The 17,971-nt window shown below is 40.0% G+C and carries 19 protein-coding genes; 15 read left to right on the plus strand and 4 right to left on the minus strand.

The features are described 5' to 3' along the window. The 5 genes from H5186_RS09480 to H5186_RS09500 form a co-directional block, all read left to right on the plus strand. Window positions 1-297 (plus strand): hypothetical protein (locus tag H5186_RS09480; RefSeq protein WP_404936441.1); only part of this gene is annotated, 297 nt, incomplete at its 5' end. Then, on the plus strand, window positions 297-1,235 hold the full coding sequence (locus H5186_RS09485) for a hypothetical protein (protein ID WP_259399437.1): 939 nt from the start codon (window positions 297-299) through the stop codon (window positions 1,233-1,235). The genes H5186_RS09480 and H5186_RS09485, both read left to right, overlap by 1 nt. Before the next feature lie 177 nt (window positions 1,236-1,412). Next, window positions 1,413-2,009 (plus strand): hypothetical protein, encoded by a 597-nt coding sequence (locus H5186_RS23025; RefSeq protein ID WP_259400316.1) that lies wholly within the window; start codon window positions 1,413-1,415, stop codon window positions 2,007-2,009. Window position 2,010: 1 nt separating this feature from the next. Continuing rightward, the gene (locus H5186_RS09495) at window positions 2,011-2,259 is read left to right on the plus strand and encodes a hypothetical protein (protein ID WP_182761237.1); all 249 of its coding nucleotides are present in this window, start codon (window positions 2,011-2,013) and stop codon (window positions 2,257-2,259) included. A gap of 155 nt (window positions 2,260-2,414) precedes the next feature. Next, entirely contained in the window at window positions 2,415-2,858 is a 444-nt protein-coding gene (locus tag H5186_RS09500; RefSeq protein ID WP_182718528.1) for a hypothetical protein, read from the plus strand. A 72-nt stretch (window positions 2,859-2,930) separates the two neighbouring features. Here H5186_RS09500 and H5186_RS09505 read toward each other — a convergent pair whose 3' ends face one another. Then, entirely contained in the window at window positions 2,931-4,286 is a 1,356-nt protein-coding gene (locus H5186_RS09505; RefSeq protein ID WP_182767851.1) for a tetratricopeptide repeat protein, read from the minus strand. Next, window positions 4,283-6,973: a hypothetical protein gene (locus H5186_RS09510; protein WP_182794409.1), complete on the minus strand. Its 2,691-nt coding sequence runs from the start codon at window positions 6,971-6,973 to the stop codon at window positions 4,283-4,285. Before H5186_RS09510 ends, H5186_RS09505 begins: the two co-directional genes overlap by 4 nt. 142 nt (window positions 6,974-7,115) lie before the next feature. Here H5186_RS09510 and H5186_RS09515 point away from each other — a divergent pair, with 142 nt between their 5' ends. The 8 genes from H5186_RS09515 to H5186_RS09545 all read left to right on the plus strand — a co-directional run bounded on the left by H5186_RS09515 (window position 7,116) and on the right by H5186_RS09545 (window position 15,387). Continuing rightward, on the plus strand, window positions 7,116-8,330 hold the full coding sequence (locus tag H5186_RS09515) for an ankyrin repeat domain-containing protein (protein ID WP_182718531.1): 1,215 nt from the start codon (window positions 7,116-7,118) through the stop codon (window positions 8,328-8,330). Window positions 8,331-8,881: 551 nt separating this feature from the next. Continuing rightward, entirely contained in the window at window positions 8,882-10,435 is a 1,554-nt protein-coding gene (leuA, locus tag H5186_RS09520) for a 2-isopropylmalate synthase (RefSeq protein WP_145242424.1), read from the plus strand. Next, complete coding sequence (gene leuB / locus H5186_RS09525; protein ID WP_182794410.1) at window positions 10,432-11,508, plus strand: 3-isopropylmalate dehydrogenase; 1,077 nt, start codon at window positions 10,432-10,434, stop codon at window positions 11,506-11,508. Before leuA ends, leuB begins: the two co-directional genes overlap by 4 nt. 75 nt (window positions 11,509-11,583) lie before the next feature. Further along, the gene (gene leuC, locus H5186_RS09530) at window positions 11,584-12,984 is read left to right on the plus strand and encodes a 3-isopropylmalate dehydratase large subunit (protein ID WP_145242429.1); all 1,401 of its coding nucleotides are present in this window, start codon (window positions 11,584-11,586) and stop codon (window positions 12,982-12,984) included. After that, on the plus strand, window positions 12,984-13,583 hold the full coding sequence (leuD, locus tag H5186_RS09535; RefSeq protein ID WP_182718532.1) for a 3-isopropylmalate dehydratase small subunit: 600 nt from the start codon (window positions 12,984-12,986) through the stop codon (window positions 13,581-13,583). The genes leuC and leuD overlap by 1 nt, the downstream gene beginning before the upstream one ends. 118 nt (window positions 13,584-13,701) lie before the next feature. Next, window positions 13,702-14,160 (plus strand): hypothetical protein, encoded by a 459-nt coding sequence (locus H5186_RS23030; RefSeq protein WP_259400317.1) that lies wholly within the window; start codon window positions 13,702-13,704, stop codon window positions 14,158-14,160. A gap of 91 nt (window positions 14,161-14,251) precedes the next feature. Continuing rightward, entirely contained in the window at window positions 14,252-14,668 is a 417-nt protein-coding gene (locus H5186_RS23035; RefSeq protein WP_259400318.1) for a hypothetical protein, read from the plus strand. Window positions 14,669-14,793: 125 nt separating this feature from the next. Continuing rightward, a complete protein-coding gene (locus H5186_RS09545; RefSeq protein ID WP_149980414.1) occupies window positions 14,794-15,387 on the plus strand; it encodes a hypothetical protein in 594 nt (197 codons plus the stop codon). A 3-nt stretch (window positions 15,388-15,390) separates the two neighbouring features. Here the strand turns inward: H5186_RS09545 and H5186_RS09550 are convergent, their stop codons facing one another. Then, window positions 15,391-15,762 carry a hypothetical protein gene (locus H5186_RS09550; RefSeq protein WP_145242437.1) on the minus strand — a complete coding sequence of 124 codons (372 nt, stop codon included), beginning with the start codon at window positions 15,760-15,762 and terminating at the stop codon, window positions 15,391-15,393. 96 nt (window positions 15,763-15,858) lie between these two features. On the opposite strand from H5186_RS09550, the gene H5186_RS09555 reads away from it, so the two are divergent. Further along, entirely contained in the window at window positions 15,859-16,305 is a 447-nt protein-coding gene (locus H5186_RS09555; protein ID WP_145242439.1) for a TerB family tellurite resistance protein, read from the plus strand. A 5-nt stretch (window positions 16,306-16,310) separates the two neighbouring features. Here the strand turns inward: H5186_RS09555 and H5186_RS09560 are convergent, their stop codons facing one another. Further along, window positions 16,311-16,880, minus strand: coding sequence for an NADPH-dependent FMN reductase (locus H5186_RS09560; protein ID WP_145242441.1), 570 nt, complete (start codon window positions 16,878-16,880; stop codon window positions 16,311-16,313). 126 nt (window positions 16,881-17,006) lie between these two features. Between H5186_RS09560 and H5186_RS09565 the strand changes: the two genes are divergently transcribed. Next, complete coding sequence (locus H5186_RS09565; protein WP_145242443.1) at window positions 17,007-17,903, plus strand: LysR family transcriptional regulator; 897 nt, start codon at window positions 17,007-17,009, stop codon at window positions 17,901-17,903. Window positions 17,904-17,971: the final 68 nt, after the last annotated feature.

A 17,971-nucleotide genomic window follows, 5' to 3' on the forward strand; every position in this document is an offset into this window, starting at 1 on the left:
ACAGAGCTATTGAATACAGGGCAATCTAGTTTTCCTAAAGCGTATTTACTCACGGGCTATGTTAATAGAGGCGAGCCAATCAGCAAGCTCACCCCGCTGTTTAACCGTGTGGTGGTGGCTGATAGCAATGAAGCCGCACCAATACTATTAAGTAGTGATGAAGGTGCGGTGTTAGAAACTGTTGATGACAAGCAGTTGACAACACGAAACCCGTTTCATGCCCATAAAACTACCCCGTTCATGCTTCGCATTGCTGCCTCTACGACCAATTTACACCGTACAATCAAGGACTATTGATGTCATTAATCTCAGTAAAAAACTCACTTCTAACGCCACTGTTAACTAAGTCATTTTCACGCCGTGCAGTAATAATGTTACTAAGTGTCGCTACATTGCTATTAACTGGCTGTGGTGATGAGCCTAATCCACCTGCTAAACAAGTTGTTGAAGAGCAACCCAGCCGATTTAGTAAAGATAAAATGGCGTATCGCCATACGTACCACCCTGAGTGGCCAAAAGAGGTACGTAATGAGGTGTATGGCGATAAAGAAACGTTTTCAACCCCGCGTATTTTATTTAAAGCCGACATAGAGTGGACGGGGCAAACTACATTATTTTCTGCGCGCATGGATCTCTCTGATAGGCGCCGGATTATTCCCGAAACTGCATTTGAAGATAAATGGATGGTTGGGCTACATAAACCTGAGCGCTCGCCAGATAACCGCTACATTGCTTTATCTATGGATACAACAGAGCACGGCTTTACCCGTGAGCTTTGGGATACTAAAACCCAACAGTTTATTTTTATGAGTAAAGGCTATGGCTACGCCCATTTTAATTGGACTAAAGACAGTGAAAATGTGATTTTTTACGCCAGTGGTAAGCATTATAACTACCATGTGCCCACTAAAACACTTACTGAGCGGCCAATTATTTACTCTAATGGCTTGTATTTATTGCCAGATGGCAAAACCTTTTTAGCACATAAAAAAAATGAGTATTGGTTACATGACTTTAATGGCGACGTGATAGAGAAGGTTGATTTAGGTTTTAACAATCACCTTTCTATGCGTAGTTTTAAGGTATCACCTTTTGGTGATTATATTTATTTTGTATCAGAAGGGCTTGGCTATCCAAAAAATTATTGGATTAATTTATCAGACCCCAGCAAGCGTATTATAAAGCCTGATAAAGCAGGGACGTTTTTTTTCTCAGATAAAAAAATAAAGTGTTAACTAGGAGGTTTAAAGATTCGACTGATTTAATGGGAAATGGTCAGACTTATTTAGATTATTTTTTTATGAATTCGATTTAAATACTCAGCAAACACGAGAAATACCGATTAAAGAAAGTAATATTTGGGGCTTGATGCGAGTATATATTTATGGCGTGTTTAATATCAAGGATGAACAATGACAGAGCAACTTTATACTGGGCAATCTAGTTTCCCTAAAGCGTATTTACTCACAGGTTATGTTAATAGAGGCGAGCCAATCAGTAAGTTAAGCCCGCTTTTTAACCGTGTGGTGGTGGCTGATAGCAATGAAGCCACGCCAATACTGTTAAGCAGTGATGAAGGCGCCGTGCTTGAGGCTGTTGATGGCAAGCAGTTAACAACACGAAACCCGTTTCATGCCCATAAAACCCGACCTATTATTGTGCCGCCGGTTGATGCGATAAGCTTGTTAGCGGCAAGCCAAGGTGATAAGTGGTTTGATACGTTTAAAACTCAACTAGAAAGCTATAAGGGTAAAACCAATACTCTTAGCTACAAAAAAATTGCAGTTGCAGATTTAAAGCGCCCTGATATTAATAGTAAAGATAAAACCTACAGCGATTGGTATAACGACCACATTATTAAGAGCAAGGTAACCCATATTTATGGTTATGTAATACCTAAAACACGTGCGCTGTTGCTCAGTGTAAATCGCTCTATTCCGTTGGCAGCCGGCGATGGTAATGTTGAAGTAGTAAAAGACGCTGAAAGGCCCATTGCAGGATTTTTTTAATATGGAGGATGAGCTTGCTGCTGATAGTAAAGTTTACACCGCTGTAATTAATAATAATGATCAAAAGCTGAGAACGCAAAAGTGGGACATGCAAAATAAATCAGTAATATCTGAGCTGAATAATCTATTAACGTTGAGCGATAGCGAATATCAAGCCAGATTAATGCAACAATGCTATGACGATGATAAAAAGCTTTACTATTGTCTTGACAGCCATTGTGCAAAAATAAATCGGAAAAACGATTGCTAGAACAGTTGAGAAGAGTGTGCGACTATCATTAATGGGTAAACCTAGTAGGAACAACAATGGTTTAATGTTATGCCGTAGTATAGTGGCTGGTTGTTGCTCTACTACAAAGTTTAAGTGAAAGTATAAACATATCTTAATTTACCAAGGAGGGAAAAATGCTTTTTTTGAAAAGATACACAACAGTCATTGTTGCCTTAAGTGCGCTACTATCGCAAAATTCGCTCGGGGCGGCTAGTATTAAAGCTTCGCCGCTGGTGCCAATCCAAGTTAACCAATTGAATAAAGTAATAATTACCAGCAGTGATTATGAATACGTTTACAAAGTTAATGCCAGTAACCCTAATTATGGCCAAGCGCAATTGATTTTTAGAAACAAACAACATGACTGGCAGCAGATTAGGTCAATATCTAGTGTTTTCGATGGTAATGCTTATGTAAATATAAAATTTACCGACATACCTAAAAGTGGTGATTTTGATTTATTACAAGATCTTAGAAATGGGGAAGATCCTACTTACATTTTAAAAGGTGTAGCCTATAAAGATCTTTACAATCCGTATTCGGATGTGCCCGTAATGCCGTCCATAATACTGGAGTGATGTTTTTAATTATCCTATTTAAGCGCTTATTATGAACGTTGACCCATGATAATGGACCAACGTTTTATTGTGTTATAAATTACCAGATCTAAAATTATTAATAGTTACATCATTAATAAGAGTTCGTTGGTATAAGCTACTTTTTGTTCCTTTACTTACAGAGTAATGCCCTAAAGTTGGTATATTAACAAATAATAGGATCACTGAGTTATCTTCTAAAACGGGAAGTTTGCTTATATCAATTGAGTGGCTATAAATTCCTAAACGCTCATGGAGTGTAAAAAATTTTTGCGTTGATAAATCCAAATCTGCTATATCTATTTTTATATAATCAATATTTGGTTCTATATTTAGCTGACTTTGTTTTTTTTCAGTCGCGAGGTTTATATGCTGATAACCGTTATAATATTGCTCGGCCAGCTCTTTAATTTTGCTCACCCCAATACCATTCGCATACATATTAGCCAAATTAATTCTTGCGGAATTATGCCCTGTATAAGCTGCTTTTTCATACAGTTGGGCTGCAGTTTTTAAATCTTTATCTACCCCTTTCCCTAAGTGATATAAAACGGCTAAATTAAACTGAGATACTTGATCTTCTAAATAAGCAGATTTTTCATACCAGTGAGCGGCTGCTTTATTATCGTTATAGTGAGAGTGATATATCCACCCTAAACTGCGATATGCACGAATATCAGCTAACTCGGCTGCTTTTTTATACCAGTAAATCGCTTTGGTAATATCTTTATCCAACAATGAGCCAAATTGGTGCAACCAACCTAAAAAATAAGCCGCGTCTACAGACCCCGATTCAGCGAGTTTTTTGGCTAGGGCAATCGCGCTAGGGATGTTCTTTTCTCTATTTGAATTAATTGTATCTAACTGTAGCTCTACCAGTTTAAATGTAGGTTTTTTGGCTTCGTGGCTAATTAGTTTTCTTAGCCATTTTTCGGCTTCAATAAGGTTTTTTTTAACTTTTTGACCCCTACGATAGTATTCCATTGTTTTTTCTTGTGCGCTAATATCGCCGTGTTCAGCTGCATACTTTGTCCACATAAATATATCTTTAGGGTCGTTACTTTGTGCTAGTTTTTGTTGAGAAAATTTAAGAATGGCATTTTCTTCATCTATACCGCCATGTTCAACTGCTTGCTGATACCAAAATAAGGCGCGTTTTTGTTGGTTATCATTTTCATACATATTTGCTAATGCGATTTGGGCCGAAGGGTCATCTGCTATTGCTTTTAGAATAAGCGCTTCCTCTAGTTTAGCTTTTTCAGTTGTCAACTTTGGCTTGGCAAACAAGTCAAGTAATGGTTGTTTGATTTGCTGTGCTTCCATTTTAGGTGGGACTTGAGCTCGAGCTTCATGTTCGCACTCGCCTAAGCTAAAACAAATGACTAATATCGATACTATAATACGTTTCATTTGCTATCCTTTTGTAAATGGTTTTTACTCAAAGCATTAGTGTTGTGTTCTTTTTCTTGTTCTACACGTACACATTTCCCTTGTGGGGTGACCTTAACAAAAGTCATGTCACTTGTTGAATAGGTAATTTTTGTATTAATAGATAACGATAACCTCCCAGTATAAACACAGTTATTAGTGTAAATAGCTTTATCTTCTATATAATCAACATCTTGGTATATAATAGTTCCCTCACTGATTTCTCCATCTTGCCAGTTACCTTTAATAATACGCCTCGTGCTGTTAATACCTATATGTAACTTACCTACTCCATGAGCCACGCCATCTTTCCAGTGCCCTTCAAATATATTCGTTTTTCCGTAGCCATTAGGTTTGCCTTTGATCCACATACCATCATAGATAATGCCATGATGTGAAGTTAGTAATATCCCCTGACCATTGAATAGACCGTGGTCAAAGTGACCAATATAAAAACGTTGATATTTATTTATAAATGACCCTTGTCCATGGGGGATATTGTTTTCAAGCTCCCCAATATAGTCGCCCAACACCTCACCGTAGCCATCGTCTATGATAACTCTAGATTTTGTATAACCATCACGTATATTATGTAATTTATAACCACGAAAGTATTGGCATGGGTATTCCTCTGAATTCTCTTGACAGACTCCTTCGCCATGCTTTGTATCGTTGTCCCAATCGCCATCATAAAAGTCACCATTTGCTAAGGTTAACTTGCCTTTACCCCACCTCATGTGGGATAGCCATTGGCCACTGTATTGATCACCATTTGCGTAGTTCATTACTCCATATCCATTGTAACGGGAGTATTCAAATTCTCCGTTATAGCTGTCTCCATTTTTGTTTTTATATGTGCCTTGACCAAATAGCCAGCCAGCACTGAATAGTCCACTGTAGATATTACCATTTTCATTTAATGTTCCTTGACCATTATAATAATCGACTCGCCACATGCCTTCGTAGCGAATGTTGCCTTTAGTTTGTGTACCTTTACCATGGCGCTTATCGGCTTTCCATTGTCCTTCATAATGAGTTTCGCCATTGGTTTGTGTGCCTTGACCGTGGCGCAGGCCCAATTGCCATTGCCCTTTATAAACGTCGTTACTATAATAGGTCTTGGTTAGCACGCCTTGACCGTGAAATAAATCATTTTTGAAGTTACCTTTATAGATGTTTTTTTTAATGTAAGGTACCCAACTAAAAGTACCCGTACCGTTACGTATGCCGTTGTCGTCTAACTCTCCCTCATAAGTAACTATTGCATTGTAGTAGTATTCACATGGAGTTGGTTTACGGTAGGTAAGGCAGAGGCCACGGCCATGTTTTTGTCCTTTGTTCCAGCTTCCATCAAAGCCGTTTCCGTCTTTATCAGTAAAACGTCCTTGACCGTGATGAAGGTAAGAAGAAAACTCTCCTTTATAGCGACTACCGTTTGTATAAATAACCTCGCCATTACCCTCAAATACACCCGCTTTCCAATTTCCTTTATAGTGAAGCGGTATCAGAGTATTGTTTTTTTCTTGATATTGCCAAAGGTGAGTGTAACGTTGATACATTTCCCCATAACCTTCTGCTTTTCCATCAACTTTTTCTCCAAAATAATAATTTTCATCGACTTTGCGGTCTCCGTAAATGTACCCTTTTGGTAAGTTTGAGAGTTTAGGTAAAAGGGAGGGCTTTTCTTGATTGTAGGCACTTGCTTTAAGTGGGCTTATTATTCTTAATTTGGTGGCGGAGGTTAAAATGTTTGTTGTTTTTTTTGTCGTTATATTATAAAAGGTTAACTGTTTATGCTCTTTGTCAGTGCCTATTAGTTGGCTATTAGCATGGTTAATATGCCACGGTGTAAAAAAGTTATTATCGAAGGTGCTGAGTATTTTTCCAGTTGTTATATTAAAGTAAAAAGACCTTTCTTTAGTGTGCAGTAGCCCATGTGTTTGTTCATTATTAAGATATAGTTCATTAAGTTTATCGTATCCATTTAGATATGGTTTGTTAAGTTTATCATACCCATCTAGATCAATTTTAAAGAGCCTTTTATCGTCCTTGTATTTACTCATATGAAACTTGTGAAAAGAGAGAGTTGAACCATCTTTTAAATAGACCGTATCACTATTTTCTTTTTTCTCTGTTACTGTTAGGTTGTTCAAGTCGACATATAAGTTTCGCGAGTGGTCGCCAAATTTAGACATGTAAACATTGAAGGTATTATCTTTCCAAATTATCAGTTGTGGTTGGCCTCTTACTGCTTCACCGATGATAAGGTGATCTCGAGTTAACAGATCATAAACAATGACTTCTTGGTACATAATTAGCGCTAAATAGCGGTTATTTGGTGAGCGAGAAAGGTATGTTATGTGCCCACCATTACCGCCAGGAGGGGTGTTGAATGAAAGTTCTTTCTCATCAAGCACCTGGCGAAGATCTGTTCCATCTATTTTGATGCTCCATATCGTTCTTTTTTCTTGCTGAGGTCCCTGCCACAAAAACTGGATACGCTCTTGATCAAATTGTGCAGCGTCGGTGATATCTTCTTTTAAAGCTATGGGTTGGGTTGCTTTAGATTCGTTTTTTTGTGTGTCAGGGTCAGGGTCAGTCTTTTCACAACCAAGCAAAGTGACAAAAATGAGGTATGTAATGATCTTAAAAGCAGTATGCTTTGGCATAAATAATCCTTTATAAAATGTTTCCGTGTCTTACATGACTATTGAAAATGCAAAAGTAATATCGTATTTTCGGTAAATATAATACACTATTCGGTTGTGTAAAAAAAAGGAACTTCTAATAAATTACGTTAAGGAATAACAGATGAAAAAAATATTTTTAAGTTTTGTATTACTGAGCCTTATCGCTTGGGCGAGCTATTTGTATTATAAAAAAAACAACAGTGGTTATTATGAGCGAGTTTTAGATGTAGAGATTATTCGAGGTGGTAAAAAAGTTACTCCTCGATTACAAGATTTTATGGATGATGAAAAAATAGCTAAAAGCTGCAGAACGCTTAGCCAAGGCATTGAACATAGTTATTTTTCTTTGATTAAATATGCGCTTGAAGGTGGGGTTGACCCTAATTGCAAAGAGAGTCGTGACAGCTTGCCTGTCTGTATGGAAACTCTTTTAAAAGATACCACTGACCTTACTTTAATGAACTACATGGCTAGTAATGGTTGTAACTACTCATATGAAAATGAAGTGGGTGAAAATGCTTTTCATATAATGTCTAGTTCTTTGAATTACAGAACATTGGCGTTATATATTGATAAGTTAGTAAGACTAGGCGTTGATATTAATCATCAGAATGTATTTGGCGACACACCCTTGATGTACTCTATCAATAATAGCGGGAACGCAAAACATACTGAGATATTTATAAAGTATGGTGCTGATTTAAATTATAAAAACATGGACCGCAGTACAGCATTAGGCATTGCTATTACAAATGATAATTCAAAAGTCATCGATCTTTTAAAATCTAAAGGCGCGCAGAGCTATATTAATGGTGAAGTTGTCAATAATGCCTTGCAATTAAAGATACAAAATAAGCGCGAGCAAGAGTTTTTAGAAAGGCAGAAAAAAAGGCAGGCTTCTTGGTCTAAATATATGGATTATTGGACAAATTTTATAAATGCTCACAACCTCGATTTAAGTTGTTCTTTTCGTTTAATGGGTGGGCCAAGGAATGGTCCTCAGGGGATAACGCTCAATGAACAAATGAATAATACGCTGAGTATGTCTACAGGAATGGATGCATTTGTTTTTGGAGGTTGCCCGGATTGGAAGTATTACCATTACCTCATTACTGGCAAGTCTGGGAGGATTTACTCTCAAGATAGTAATCTTATTTGGTATGAGCCAAATTCACCGATTGGTTCAGAAACATCTTCTTTTATAGTGTTACCATTTGATGATGAATTCCAAGGCTCCATCCAATGGTATGGCTCGCATAAAAAAGTAAATAACTTAAAAGTAGAAAAAGCGAGTTTAGAGCTTTTAAAAGAATATTCTCTTTATGTATATAAATAACACTTATTGAATGAGTGACAATTAGAGAGGCTGCTTTATGTCGGCTAGCCTTTTATTTCTAACATGACACTTCAAGTATCTGTGAGTAAAGCTGCAATTGATGCAATAAGTAAGTTGGCGTTGTTAATTGAGCATATCGGGATTGTATTATCGGCGAGTAGGTTGACATTAAAATAGAAAACTTATCTAAGCAGGATCGGCCATAAAGTAAAGTATATTATGGTTGCTTTAGGTTTGGTTTGAATTATATAACCTTAAAGTTGGTTTTATACGAAATTTATTTTCTTTTATTGTGGTTTTTCATTCCATTTAAAGGTGAGATTATGCTTGCATGCGCAGTTTTGAAGTGTTAAAAATAGGGCTCACTGAACACACACATTTAGTAAAGACGATGCAAAACACTCATTTAATTACATTAAAACTGAACCTCTTACTGCAAGCGCACGTGAGCGGGGATTAGTGTATTTGCATTAAGTAAACACAAAAAACCCCGCATATCGCGGGGTTTTTTTTATCTCGCATCCAGGGCAGCAGAGAATTAAGGGTAGATTATGCAAGAACAAGATAAAGTATGGATTTTCGACACCACTTTACGTGATGGTGAGCAAGCGCTTAAAGCGAGCCTGACTGAAGAAGATAAAATCCAGCTGGCGCATACTATTAGCCGCCTAAATGTGGATGTGATGGAAGTAGGTTTTCCGGTTTCGAGCCCTGCCGATTTTCGTTCAGTGCAACGTATAGCTACAGAAGTGAAAGGCCCTATTATTTGTGGTTTAGCACGCGCTGTTGCTAAAGATATTGAAGCCTGTGGCGAAGCACTTCGCACAGCACAACAAAGTCGAATTCATACTTTTATTGCTACCAGCCCTTTGCATTTAGAACACAAGCTACGTATGAGCTTAGATGATGCGACAGCCATGGCGGTTAAATCAATTAAGCTTGCCCGTAATTATACTGATGATGTGGAATTTTCATGCGAAGACGCAGGCCGTACACCGCATTGGGATTTATGCAAAATTGTTGAGCAGGCGATTAATGCCGGTGCATCAACCATCAACTTACCAGATACAGTTGGTTTTGTTACGCCAGACGAATACGCGGCGATGATCCGCCATTTAATGAATAACGTGCCAAATATTGATAAAGCGCGGTTAAGTGTACATTGTCATAATGATTTAGGTTTGGCTGTTGCCAATTCTGTTGCAGCGGTGCAAGCCGGTGCACGGCAAATCGAATGTACTATTAATGGTATTGGTGAGCGTGCGGGTAACTGTTCACTTGAAGAAGTGGCGATGATCATGAAGATGCGCCAAGACCACTTAAAAGTGTATACCGATATTCGCAGTGAAGAGATTTATCGCGCATCACGCCAAGTGGCGAAAATTTGTAATATGCCAGTGCAACCTAACAAAGCGATTGTTGGCGAGAATGCTTTTGCCCACAGTTCAGGTATTCATCAAGACGGTGTACTAAAAGCGCAAAATACCTATGAAATTATGTCGCCAGAAAGCGTCGGTGTGCCAAATAACCAATTAAATATGACCTCTCGTTCAGGACGCCATGTTATTGAGCACCGCCTTGAAGAATTGGGCTATCAAAAATCTGATTACGATATGGATAGCCTGTATGAAAGCTTCTTAACCCTTGCAGATCAAAAAGGCACAGTGTACGACTACGATCTAGAAGCGATGATTTATTTTAACCAAATCAGTGATAAAGACGACAAATACCAATTAGAGTTTGTTAACTCAACGTCTAACTCGCAATCAGTAGCAAGCTCAACGATTGGGATGACGATTAATGGTGAGTCTAAACAAGAAGCGGCTACCGGCAATGGCCCTGTAGAGGCGTCATTCTTAGCGATTGAACGTTTAACGGGTATGGCTGTTGAAATGATTGAATTTAATCTAGAGGCGACCGGTGAAGGCGCCAGTTCATTAGGTGAAGTAAATATAATAGCTAAATACGATGGCCGCCCTTATCACGGCGCGGGCATTGCCGCGGATGTGGTTGAGGCGTCAGTACGCGCCATGATCCGCGTTTATAACTTAATTTATCGTGCACAAAAAGTGTCTGATTTAAAACAACAAAGGAAAGCAGGATGAGTCAATCAAATTATAGCGTTGCAGTATTAGCAGGCGACGGTATCGGCCCAGAAGTAATGGCAGCAGCAGAGCAGGTATTGGATGCTGTGAGCAGTAAATTTGGTTTTACTTTAACTCGTCATCATCATGCCATTGGCGGCGCTGCGATTGATCAATTTGGTAAAGCGTTACCCGATCAAACCCTTGCAGCGTGTGAAAGTGCCGATGCAATTTTGTTTGGTTCAGTGGGCGGTCCAAAGTGGGAGCATCTTCCTGCCAATGAGCAACCAGAGCGCGCATCACTTTTGCCACTACGTAAACACTTTGGTTTGTTTTGTAACTTACGCCCAGCGCAACTATTACCAGCACTGAGCGCTGCATCGCCATTACGTGCCGATATAAGCGAAAAAGGCTTTGATATCTTATGCGTGCGCGAGCTAACGGGCGGTATTTACTTTGGCGAAAAAGGCCGCAGTGGCGAAGGGGCTGAAGAAACCGCATTTGATACACAAACTTATTCACGCAAAGAAATTGAACGCATTGCACGTTTTGCCTTTGAAGCAGCAAAATTACGTAATAACCATGTAACGTCGGTTGATAAAGCCAACGTATTAGCATCAAGTGTATTATGGCGCGAAGTAGTAACCGAAGTAAGCAAAGACTTCCCAGAAGTAAGCCTTGATTATATTTACGTTGATAACGCGGCAATGCAACTGGTTAAACAACCTAGCCAGTTTGATGTGTTACTGTGTGATAACTTATTTGGTGACATATTGTCAGATGAATGCGCGATGATCACCGGATCTATGGGCTTATTGCCATCGGCAAGTTTAAATCAGTCAGGCTTTGGTATGTATGAACCTGCTGGTGGTTCGGCACCTGATATTGCTGGCACAGGGGTTGCAAACCCAATCGCACAAATTTTAAGTGCCGCGTTAATGCTACGTTATTCACTAGGCCAAGATGAAGCGGCGCGCAGCATTGAAAAAGCAGTAGCCGAAGCGGTCGAAGCAGGCGTAGGTACACCGGATATTTACCCAAATGCAGGTTATACAACGCAAGACGTTGCCGCAGCAATTGTCGCTCGTATATAAAACAGCACGTATTTAAACAATTATTCACTCGCTGCACCGTCACGCGGCGAGTCAAACAAATTAGGGGATCAGCAAGTGGCCCAAACGTTATACGATAAAATCTGGCAAGCACATGTAGTTGCTAGTATTAATGAGCAAACCGATTTACTTTATATTGACCGTCATTTAGTACACGAAGTGACATCGCCGCAAGCTTTTGCTGGCCTGCGAGAGAAAAACCGTAAAGTGCGTTGTCCTGAAAAAACCATCGCAACGATGGATCATAATGTATCGACCAAAAGCCGCTCATTAGATGCCGCCAGTGAAGTATCAAAAAACCAATTGATGGCGCTTGATGCCAACTGCAAAGAGTTTGGTATTGTACTTTACGATTTAAACTCAATTAACCAAGGCATAGTGCATGTAATGGGGCCTGAGCAAGGTATTACTTTACCTGGCACTACCATTGTTTGTGGTGATAGCCATACCTCTACTCACGGTGCATTTGGTGCGCTGGCCCATGGTATTGGTACGTCTGAGGTTGAGCACGTACTCGCGACGCAAACACTACAACAGAAAAAAGCCAAGTCATTAAAAATTCAAATTAATGGTGTACTACGTCCAACGGTTACAGCCAAAGATTTGATCATGGCGGTGATTGGTAAGCTAGGTACCGCTGGTGGTACAGGGTATGTGGCAGAGTTTTGTGGTGAAGGCATTGCAGCACTGTCAATGGAAGCGCGTATGACATTGTGTAACATGAGTATTGAAATGGGCGCTAAAGCGGGTTTAATCGCTTCAGACCAAATCACTTATGATTACTTAAAAGGCCGCCCATTTGCTCCACAAGGCGATGATTTTGAAGCTGCAGTTGCCTACTGGGAAACTTTAAAAACTGACGAAGGTGCGCAGTTTGATTTAGAAGTTGAACTAGAAGCGAGTAGCATTCAGCCGCAAATTACTTGGGGCACTAGCCCTGAGCAAGTTATTGGTGTTGATGAATGCATTCCAGATCCAGATCAAGAGCCAGATTTAATTAAAGCTGATGCGATTCGCAGCGCGCTTAAATACATGGGTTTAACAGCCGGTGATAAGTTATCGTCAGCGAGCGTAGATACGGTATTTATTGGTTCATGTACCAATAGCCGAATTGAAGATTTACGCGCCGCCGCACAGATTGTTGAAGGTAAAAAAGTGGCTGCTGGTGTTGAGGCGTTAATTGTACCGGGATCTGGTCTTGTTAAAAAACAGGCTGAAGATGAAGGCCTAGCTGATATTTTCAAAGCTGCTGGTTTTGAGTGGCGTGAACCGGGTTGCTCAATGTGCTTAGCGATGAACGATGACCGCTTAGGTGCAGGCAAGCGCTGTGCATCCACCTCAAACCGTAACTTTGAAGGTCGCCAAGGCCGTGGTGGTCGTACACACTTAGTAAGCCCTGCAATGGCCGCTGCGGCAGCTATTCATGGTCGCTTTGTTGATATTAGAGGAGAAGCCTAATGAGCATTTTTTTTAGTGGCTTAATGGCCCCACTTGATAAAAACAACGTCGATACCGACCAAATCATTCCAAAGCAGTTTTTAACCTCAACCAGCCGTGATGGTTTTGATGCGGCGTTGTTTTATGATTGGCGCTATTTAGATAACGACGAGCCAAACCCTGAGTTTATTTTAAATCGGCCATGTTACCAAGGCGCGCAAATATTACTAACTCGCGATAACTTTGGCTGCGGCTCATCACGTGAACATGCACCATGGGCGCTTAAGCAATATGGTTTTGAAGTGATTTTAGCGGAAAGCTTTGCTGATATTTTCTTTAATAACTGTGGCAATAACCAGATGCTAGCTATTGCACTACCAGCGCAAACATTGGAAGACTTGTTTGTACTGAGCGAGCAACACGACGATATTCATATCGACATCGATCTTGAAAATCAGGTACTTATCAGTAACAAGTTTGCACCAATTTGCTTTGATATTCGCAAAGACGTAAAAGAGCGTTTATTAAGTGGCTTAGATTTTATCGGCGTCACCGAAACCCTCAACCCACAAATTGACGCCTTTGAGGCAAAGCTTAACGCTGAGCGCCCTTGGCAGTAAAGGTTTAAAAGTTATTAAACAATGAAACGCGGCTCAGGCCGCGTTTTTTATTGCTGCGGTTAGAAATAGTTGTTAACTTCGGAACATTATTGGCAATTAAACATTGAAAGAACTATTTATGCGAACGCTTTCTCCAAAATATATAGGCATTATTTTAGGTGTGCTTTACGGCATATCTATACGGGTATTTCTAGAGTTTAGTGATGCGTTTAACTTCGGCAGTTTAGTCACTATTTCTTTTATGTTTTTAGTCCCCATTGCGATTGGCTATATTCGTATTTATTTTGAATGCAAGCTCAATAAATCAATGTCTTATAAGCACATGGCAGTTAAGGCTTGGCAGCCTATTTTTGTATTTTTACTGGTCAGTATAGTCACTCTTTTAGAGGGGAGTATCTGTGTCGCCATGGCGCTACCTGCATTTATGTTATTTGCAAGTATAGGAGGAGTCCTAGCTGGATTTGTACATCGTAAATTAGAAAAAGAAAGTAAAAAAGTCGTCATGTCAGTGGCATTAATACCTTTGATTTTATCACCGCTAGAGGTGAATTTTTTTAAAGCTATCGCAAACATATGAAGTTAAAAACTCAATTGTTATCAATGCACCAATAGACGTTGTTTGGCGGCAATTAGCGAATGTGAGTTACATTGCCGAAGGAGAGTTCCCAATGTCATTTTCGCAATTAATAGGTATTCCTCGCCCTTTGCAGGCGGATATGAATGCACAAGGTGTTGGAGCAGTGAGAACTAGTAAATGGCAAAATGGTGTTGTATTTAAAGAGGTTATAACGGATTGGCAGCCAAATAAACAAATGCTCTACCAGTTTGATATCGACCCTGATTTGATTCCAGACAACGCACTAGATAAACATGTAAAGCTAGGCGGGGAATATTTTTCACCTCTTTATGGTGGCTATTATTTAGCAGAAACCGCTAATGGACAAACCGTTTTAACGTTAAAAACCACTGTTGAAGATAATACCAACTTTACTATTTACTCTCGATTATGGGGTGAGGTTATTTTTCAAGACTTTCATAATTCACTATTAAAGTTGATGAAAAGCCGAGCTGAAAAAGCCGTTTAAGCTATTTTATGGTTGGCTTGCAAACTTTTTTAGCTTACTCACCGCTGGACCACCATTCACCGCGATTACTTCCTTTGTATTTATTAACAGGCTAAGCTGCAACTTTATACTTTTAGGAACATGCTATGAAATTATTAACTGCGGCAACTTTATTGCTGGCGTCTACGGCGGCGTTTGCTCGCCCTGCGCCTTTGGTATCTATCCCAACTCATGATGGCTTTTTTGATAATATTGCCGCCTATTGTGGTAAAGCTTTTGAGGGTAAAGTAACGGTTGATAATGCCACTGGTCCTAGCTCGTTTGCGGGTAAAAAATTAGTCATGCATGTTCGTAAATGCACTGATAGCGAGTTACAAGTACCGTTTCATGTAGGTGATGATGCATCACGTACGTGGATCATTACCAAAACCGGTAGTGGTTTGAGTTTAAAACACGATCATCGCCATCAAGATGGGACTGATGATGTATCGACTATGTACGGTGGTCATACGGTTGATGCTGGGTTTGCTAACGTGCAGTCGTTCCCTGCGGATCAGTATTCAAAAGAATTGTTTGTTAGCCAAGGTATTCCACAATCTATCGGTAATACATGGCAGATGTATATTTACCCTGAAAAGTTTACTTATCGTTTAATTCGCCAAGGCCGCGAGTTTCGCGTTGATTTTGATTTAACAAAACCAATTACACCACCGCCAGCGCCTTGGGGTTATAAAGACTAAAGATTAGTCTTTGCTGGGCTTTGTCTCACATTGTAGTAATACCGTTAAAGGTGGCTGATAGGCGCGGGGTTTGGTTGGGAAACGATCATACTCTTGTACACCATCAGTCACTTTTAGCATAAACGGATTACCACGGCATAAACGGTCAGCATGGCGCAATAAAAATACACTTTGATTTTTAAAGTGCTGATAGTCGTCAGATTGAATTTCTAGATGATAGTTATTTGCGTCTAATTTTGTTTGGTAATAATGGACTTTTTCATCAAAGTCATAGAGTTTTTCGGTTTCACCTTTTTCTGCTAATACCGCATTACTGCCTATTAATAGTGCCAGTGCACTGATAATTACTAGCCTATTTGCTGTTTTTCCTTTCATAAACCTTTAACTCCATTATTGTATTGAGCGCACTATTTAATTACAGTGATGCAACGAGTTATGCTGTAAGTCTAACACCCAAAAAGGGAAAATGTGATGTTCAAACAAATAAAACAACTATTTTCAGCTTTTGATGAGCAACCAGCTCAGCTGCAAGAGCATGATTTGAAAACGGCTGTAGCGGCATTATTGATTGAAGTCATGCGTGCTGATCGCGAGCAGCAAGACGATGAATTGAAAACGTTATCTCTGACTTTAAAAAAGTATTTTAATTTGAGTGATGAAGACGTTAGTGAGCTAATGCAAAGCGCAGGAAAAAGTTTGGATGACGCGATTGATTACTTTCAGTTTTCTAAACAAATTAATGATCAATGCAGCGCAGAGCAACGCATTGAAATTATAGAGCTGCTATGGCGCTTAGCGTATGCCGATGGTGAGTTAGATCCGCAAGAAGAGTATGTAATTCGCCGTGTTTCTAACTTGTTGTATGTCGCGCATGAGGATTTTATCGCTGCCAAGTTAGCAGCGACAAAGCTTTCTTAAGCGGTTTATTTATTTAATTTGCTGGCAACGCTGACGAGCTGCTGAGCAAGGCCTGCAATTCGTTCTGCTGTCACAGGGTCACTAATGCGGCCATTTTCATCAAGCAAAGTGTGAATTGCAGGTACGGCAAGTTGATCTGCCAATACCAAGCTGCCGATACCCGATAAAATATCGCGAACGTGATTTAGACCACGCAAGCCACCTAAGCCTCCCGGTGATGAGGCGTATAAAGCCGTTACCTTGTTACGAAATGCTGGAACTGCGCCTTGCTCAGTACGTGATGCCCAATCAATGGCATTTTTTAGTACCGCGGTAATTGAACCGTTATATTCAGGGCTCGCAAGTAAGATGCCATCTGCAGCGCGTAGTTTGTCTTTTAATAACTGAGCGCCTACTGGTGTGCCTTGCGCTTCAACGTCTTCGTCAAACATGGGTAAGTTTAGATCTGCCAGTTTAATTACTTCAACTTCTGCACCGCTTTCTAATGCAAAGCGGGCTGCTTCATTGATCAATTTTTGGTTAAAGCTGTCTTTACGTAAGCTGCCTGCTAAGGCAATAATTTTTGGTGCTGTCATGGTGGTCGCCTTCAATAACGTAGTTGGGTTTGCCTGTTAACTACTTTAGCAAATATTTACTTGCAGAAAAGCCAAATAAACGCAAAACTTATGTGCATATACGCACACTTAAGGTTAAGGGCAGGTATGGCGATTCAATTTGATGACTGGCAAGATGTAAAAGTAGCCTATGAAGTTGCGCGGTTAGGAACGTTAACAGCGGCGGCTGAAAAGCTCAACGTCCATCACAGTACGGTACTTAGGCGCATTAATAACCTAGAGCAAAGTTTAAATGCACGTTTATTTCATCGTCATGCCCGGGGTTATAAAGTAACTGAGATTGGCGCTAAACTCTTTACAGCAGCGCAGTCTATTAATAGTGAACTTGAACGCTTACACAATGATATTATTGCCGCAGATAGTACTTTGCGTGGTAGTTTATTGCTTACAACGGTCAGTGGTTTTATTGATGTACTGAGTGATGTGTGTGAACAATTTCAAAGTTTACATCCGCAAGTACAGCTGGAAGTGATACTTGATCAAAACCGGTTACGTCTTGATCACGGCCAAGCACATATAGCGGTACGCGCAGGTCCTCGTCCTGATGAAGGTGATTATATCGCCCAGCATTTGGCGCATTTGTCGTCAGGATTTTATGCATCAAAGCGTTATATTGATAAGCATGGCGTGCCAAAAAGTATTAAGCAATTGCCGTTGCATAATTTTGTTTCGGGGGTGGCCGGCTATAATGGCAAAGTGCCTTATTTTGTTTGGGTTGATGAAAATATACCAACTTCACAAGTGAAATTACGCGTGTCTGAAACCTCAGAGGCAACCCGTGCAATTGTTAAAGGCTTGGGAATTGGCGGGATGCAGCATGACGTGGCGGCGCAGTATGCTGATTTAGTACCAATACTAGCGGATGAACTGAGTTGGCCAACGGATTTATGGCTAGTAACCCATCACTTAGTGCACCGAACAGCTAAGGTACAGGCGTTCAGTCAGCTTTTAAAAGCGTATTTTAAGGAGCATAAGCTCGCGTAATTTAGCTGCGTTAATCTTTCTATCAGCAAAAACGTGGCTAAACAGTATTTAGCCACGTTTTGTTTAAC

The sequence above is a fragment of the Pseudoalteromonas sp. SG41-2 genome (assembly GCF_014164535.1).
GTDB lineage: Bacteria > Pseudomonadota > Gammaproteobacteria > Enterobacterales > Alteromonadaceae > Pseudoalteromonas > Pseudoalteromonas rhizosphaerae.

Bases quoted from the DNA above. Each gene is read 5' to 3' on its own strand.
- H5186_RS23030 (WP_259400317.1), top strand. From the start codon at position 13,702: ATGCGAACGCTTTCTCCAAAATATATAGGCATTATTTTAGGTGTGCTT.
- leuB (WP_182794410.1), top strand. From the start codon at position 10,432: ATGAGTCAATCAAATTATAGCGTTGCAGTATTAGCAGGCGACGGTATC.
- H5186_RS09515 (WP_182718531.1), top strand. From the start codon at position 7,116: ATGAAAAAAATATTTTTAAGTTTTGTATTACTGAGCCTTATCGCTTGG.
- H5186_RS09485 (WP_259399437.1), top strand. From the start codon at position 297: ATGTCATTAATCTCAGTAAAAAACTCACTTCTAACGCCACTGTTAACT.
- H5186_RS09505 (WP_182767851.1), bottom strand. From the start codon at position 4,286: ATGAAACGTATTATAGTATCGATATTAGTCATTTGTTTTAGCTTAGGC.
- H5186_RS23035 (WP_259400318.1), top strand. From the start codon at position 14,252: ATGTCATTTTCGCAATTAATAGGTATTCCTCGCCCTTTGCAGGCGGAT.
- H5186_RS09545 (WP_149980414.1), top strand. From the start codon at position 14,794: ATGAAATTATTAACTGCGGCAACTTTATTGCTGGCGTCTACGGCGGCG.
- leuD (WP_182718532.1), top strand. From the start codon at position 12,984: ATGAGCATTTTTTTTAGTGGCTTAATGGCCCCACTTGATAAAAACAAC.
- H5186_RS09500 (WP_182718528.1), top strand. From the start codon at position 2,415: ATGCTTTTTTTGAAAAGATACACAACAGTCATTGTTGCCTTAAGTGCG.
- H5186_RS09560 (WP_145242441.1), bottom strand. From the start codon at position 16,880: ATGACAGCACCAAAAATTATTGCCTTAGCAGGCAGCTTACGTAAAGAC.
- H5186_RS09510 (WP_182794409.1), bottom strand. From the start codon at position 6,973: ATGCCAAAGCATACTGCTTTTAAGATCATTACATACCTCATTTTTGTC.
- H5186_RS09565 (WP_145242443.1), top strand. From the start codon at position 17,007: ATGGCGATTCAATTTGATGACTGGCAAGATGTAAAAGTAGCCTATGAA.
- H5186_RS09550 (WP_145242437.1), bottom strand. From the start codon at position 15,762: ATGAAAGGAAAAACAGCAAATAGGCTAGTAATTATCAGTGCACTGGCA.
- H5186_RS09555 (WP_145242439.1), top strand. From the start codon at position 15,859: ATGTTCAAACAAATAAAACAACTATTTTCAGCTTTTGATGAGCAACCA.
- H5186_RS09495 (WP_182761237.1), top strand. From the start codon at position 2,011: ATGGAGGATGAGCTTGCTGCTGATAGTAAAGTTTACACCGCTGTAATT.
- leuA (WP_145242424.1), top strand. From the start codon at position 8,882: ATGCAAGAACAAGATAAAGTATGGATTTTCGACACCACTTTACGTGAT.
- H5186_RS23025 (WP_259400316.1), top strand. From the start codon at position 1,413: ATGACAGAGCAACTTTATACTGGGCAATCTAGTTTCCCTAAAGCGTAT.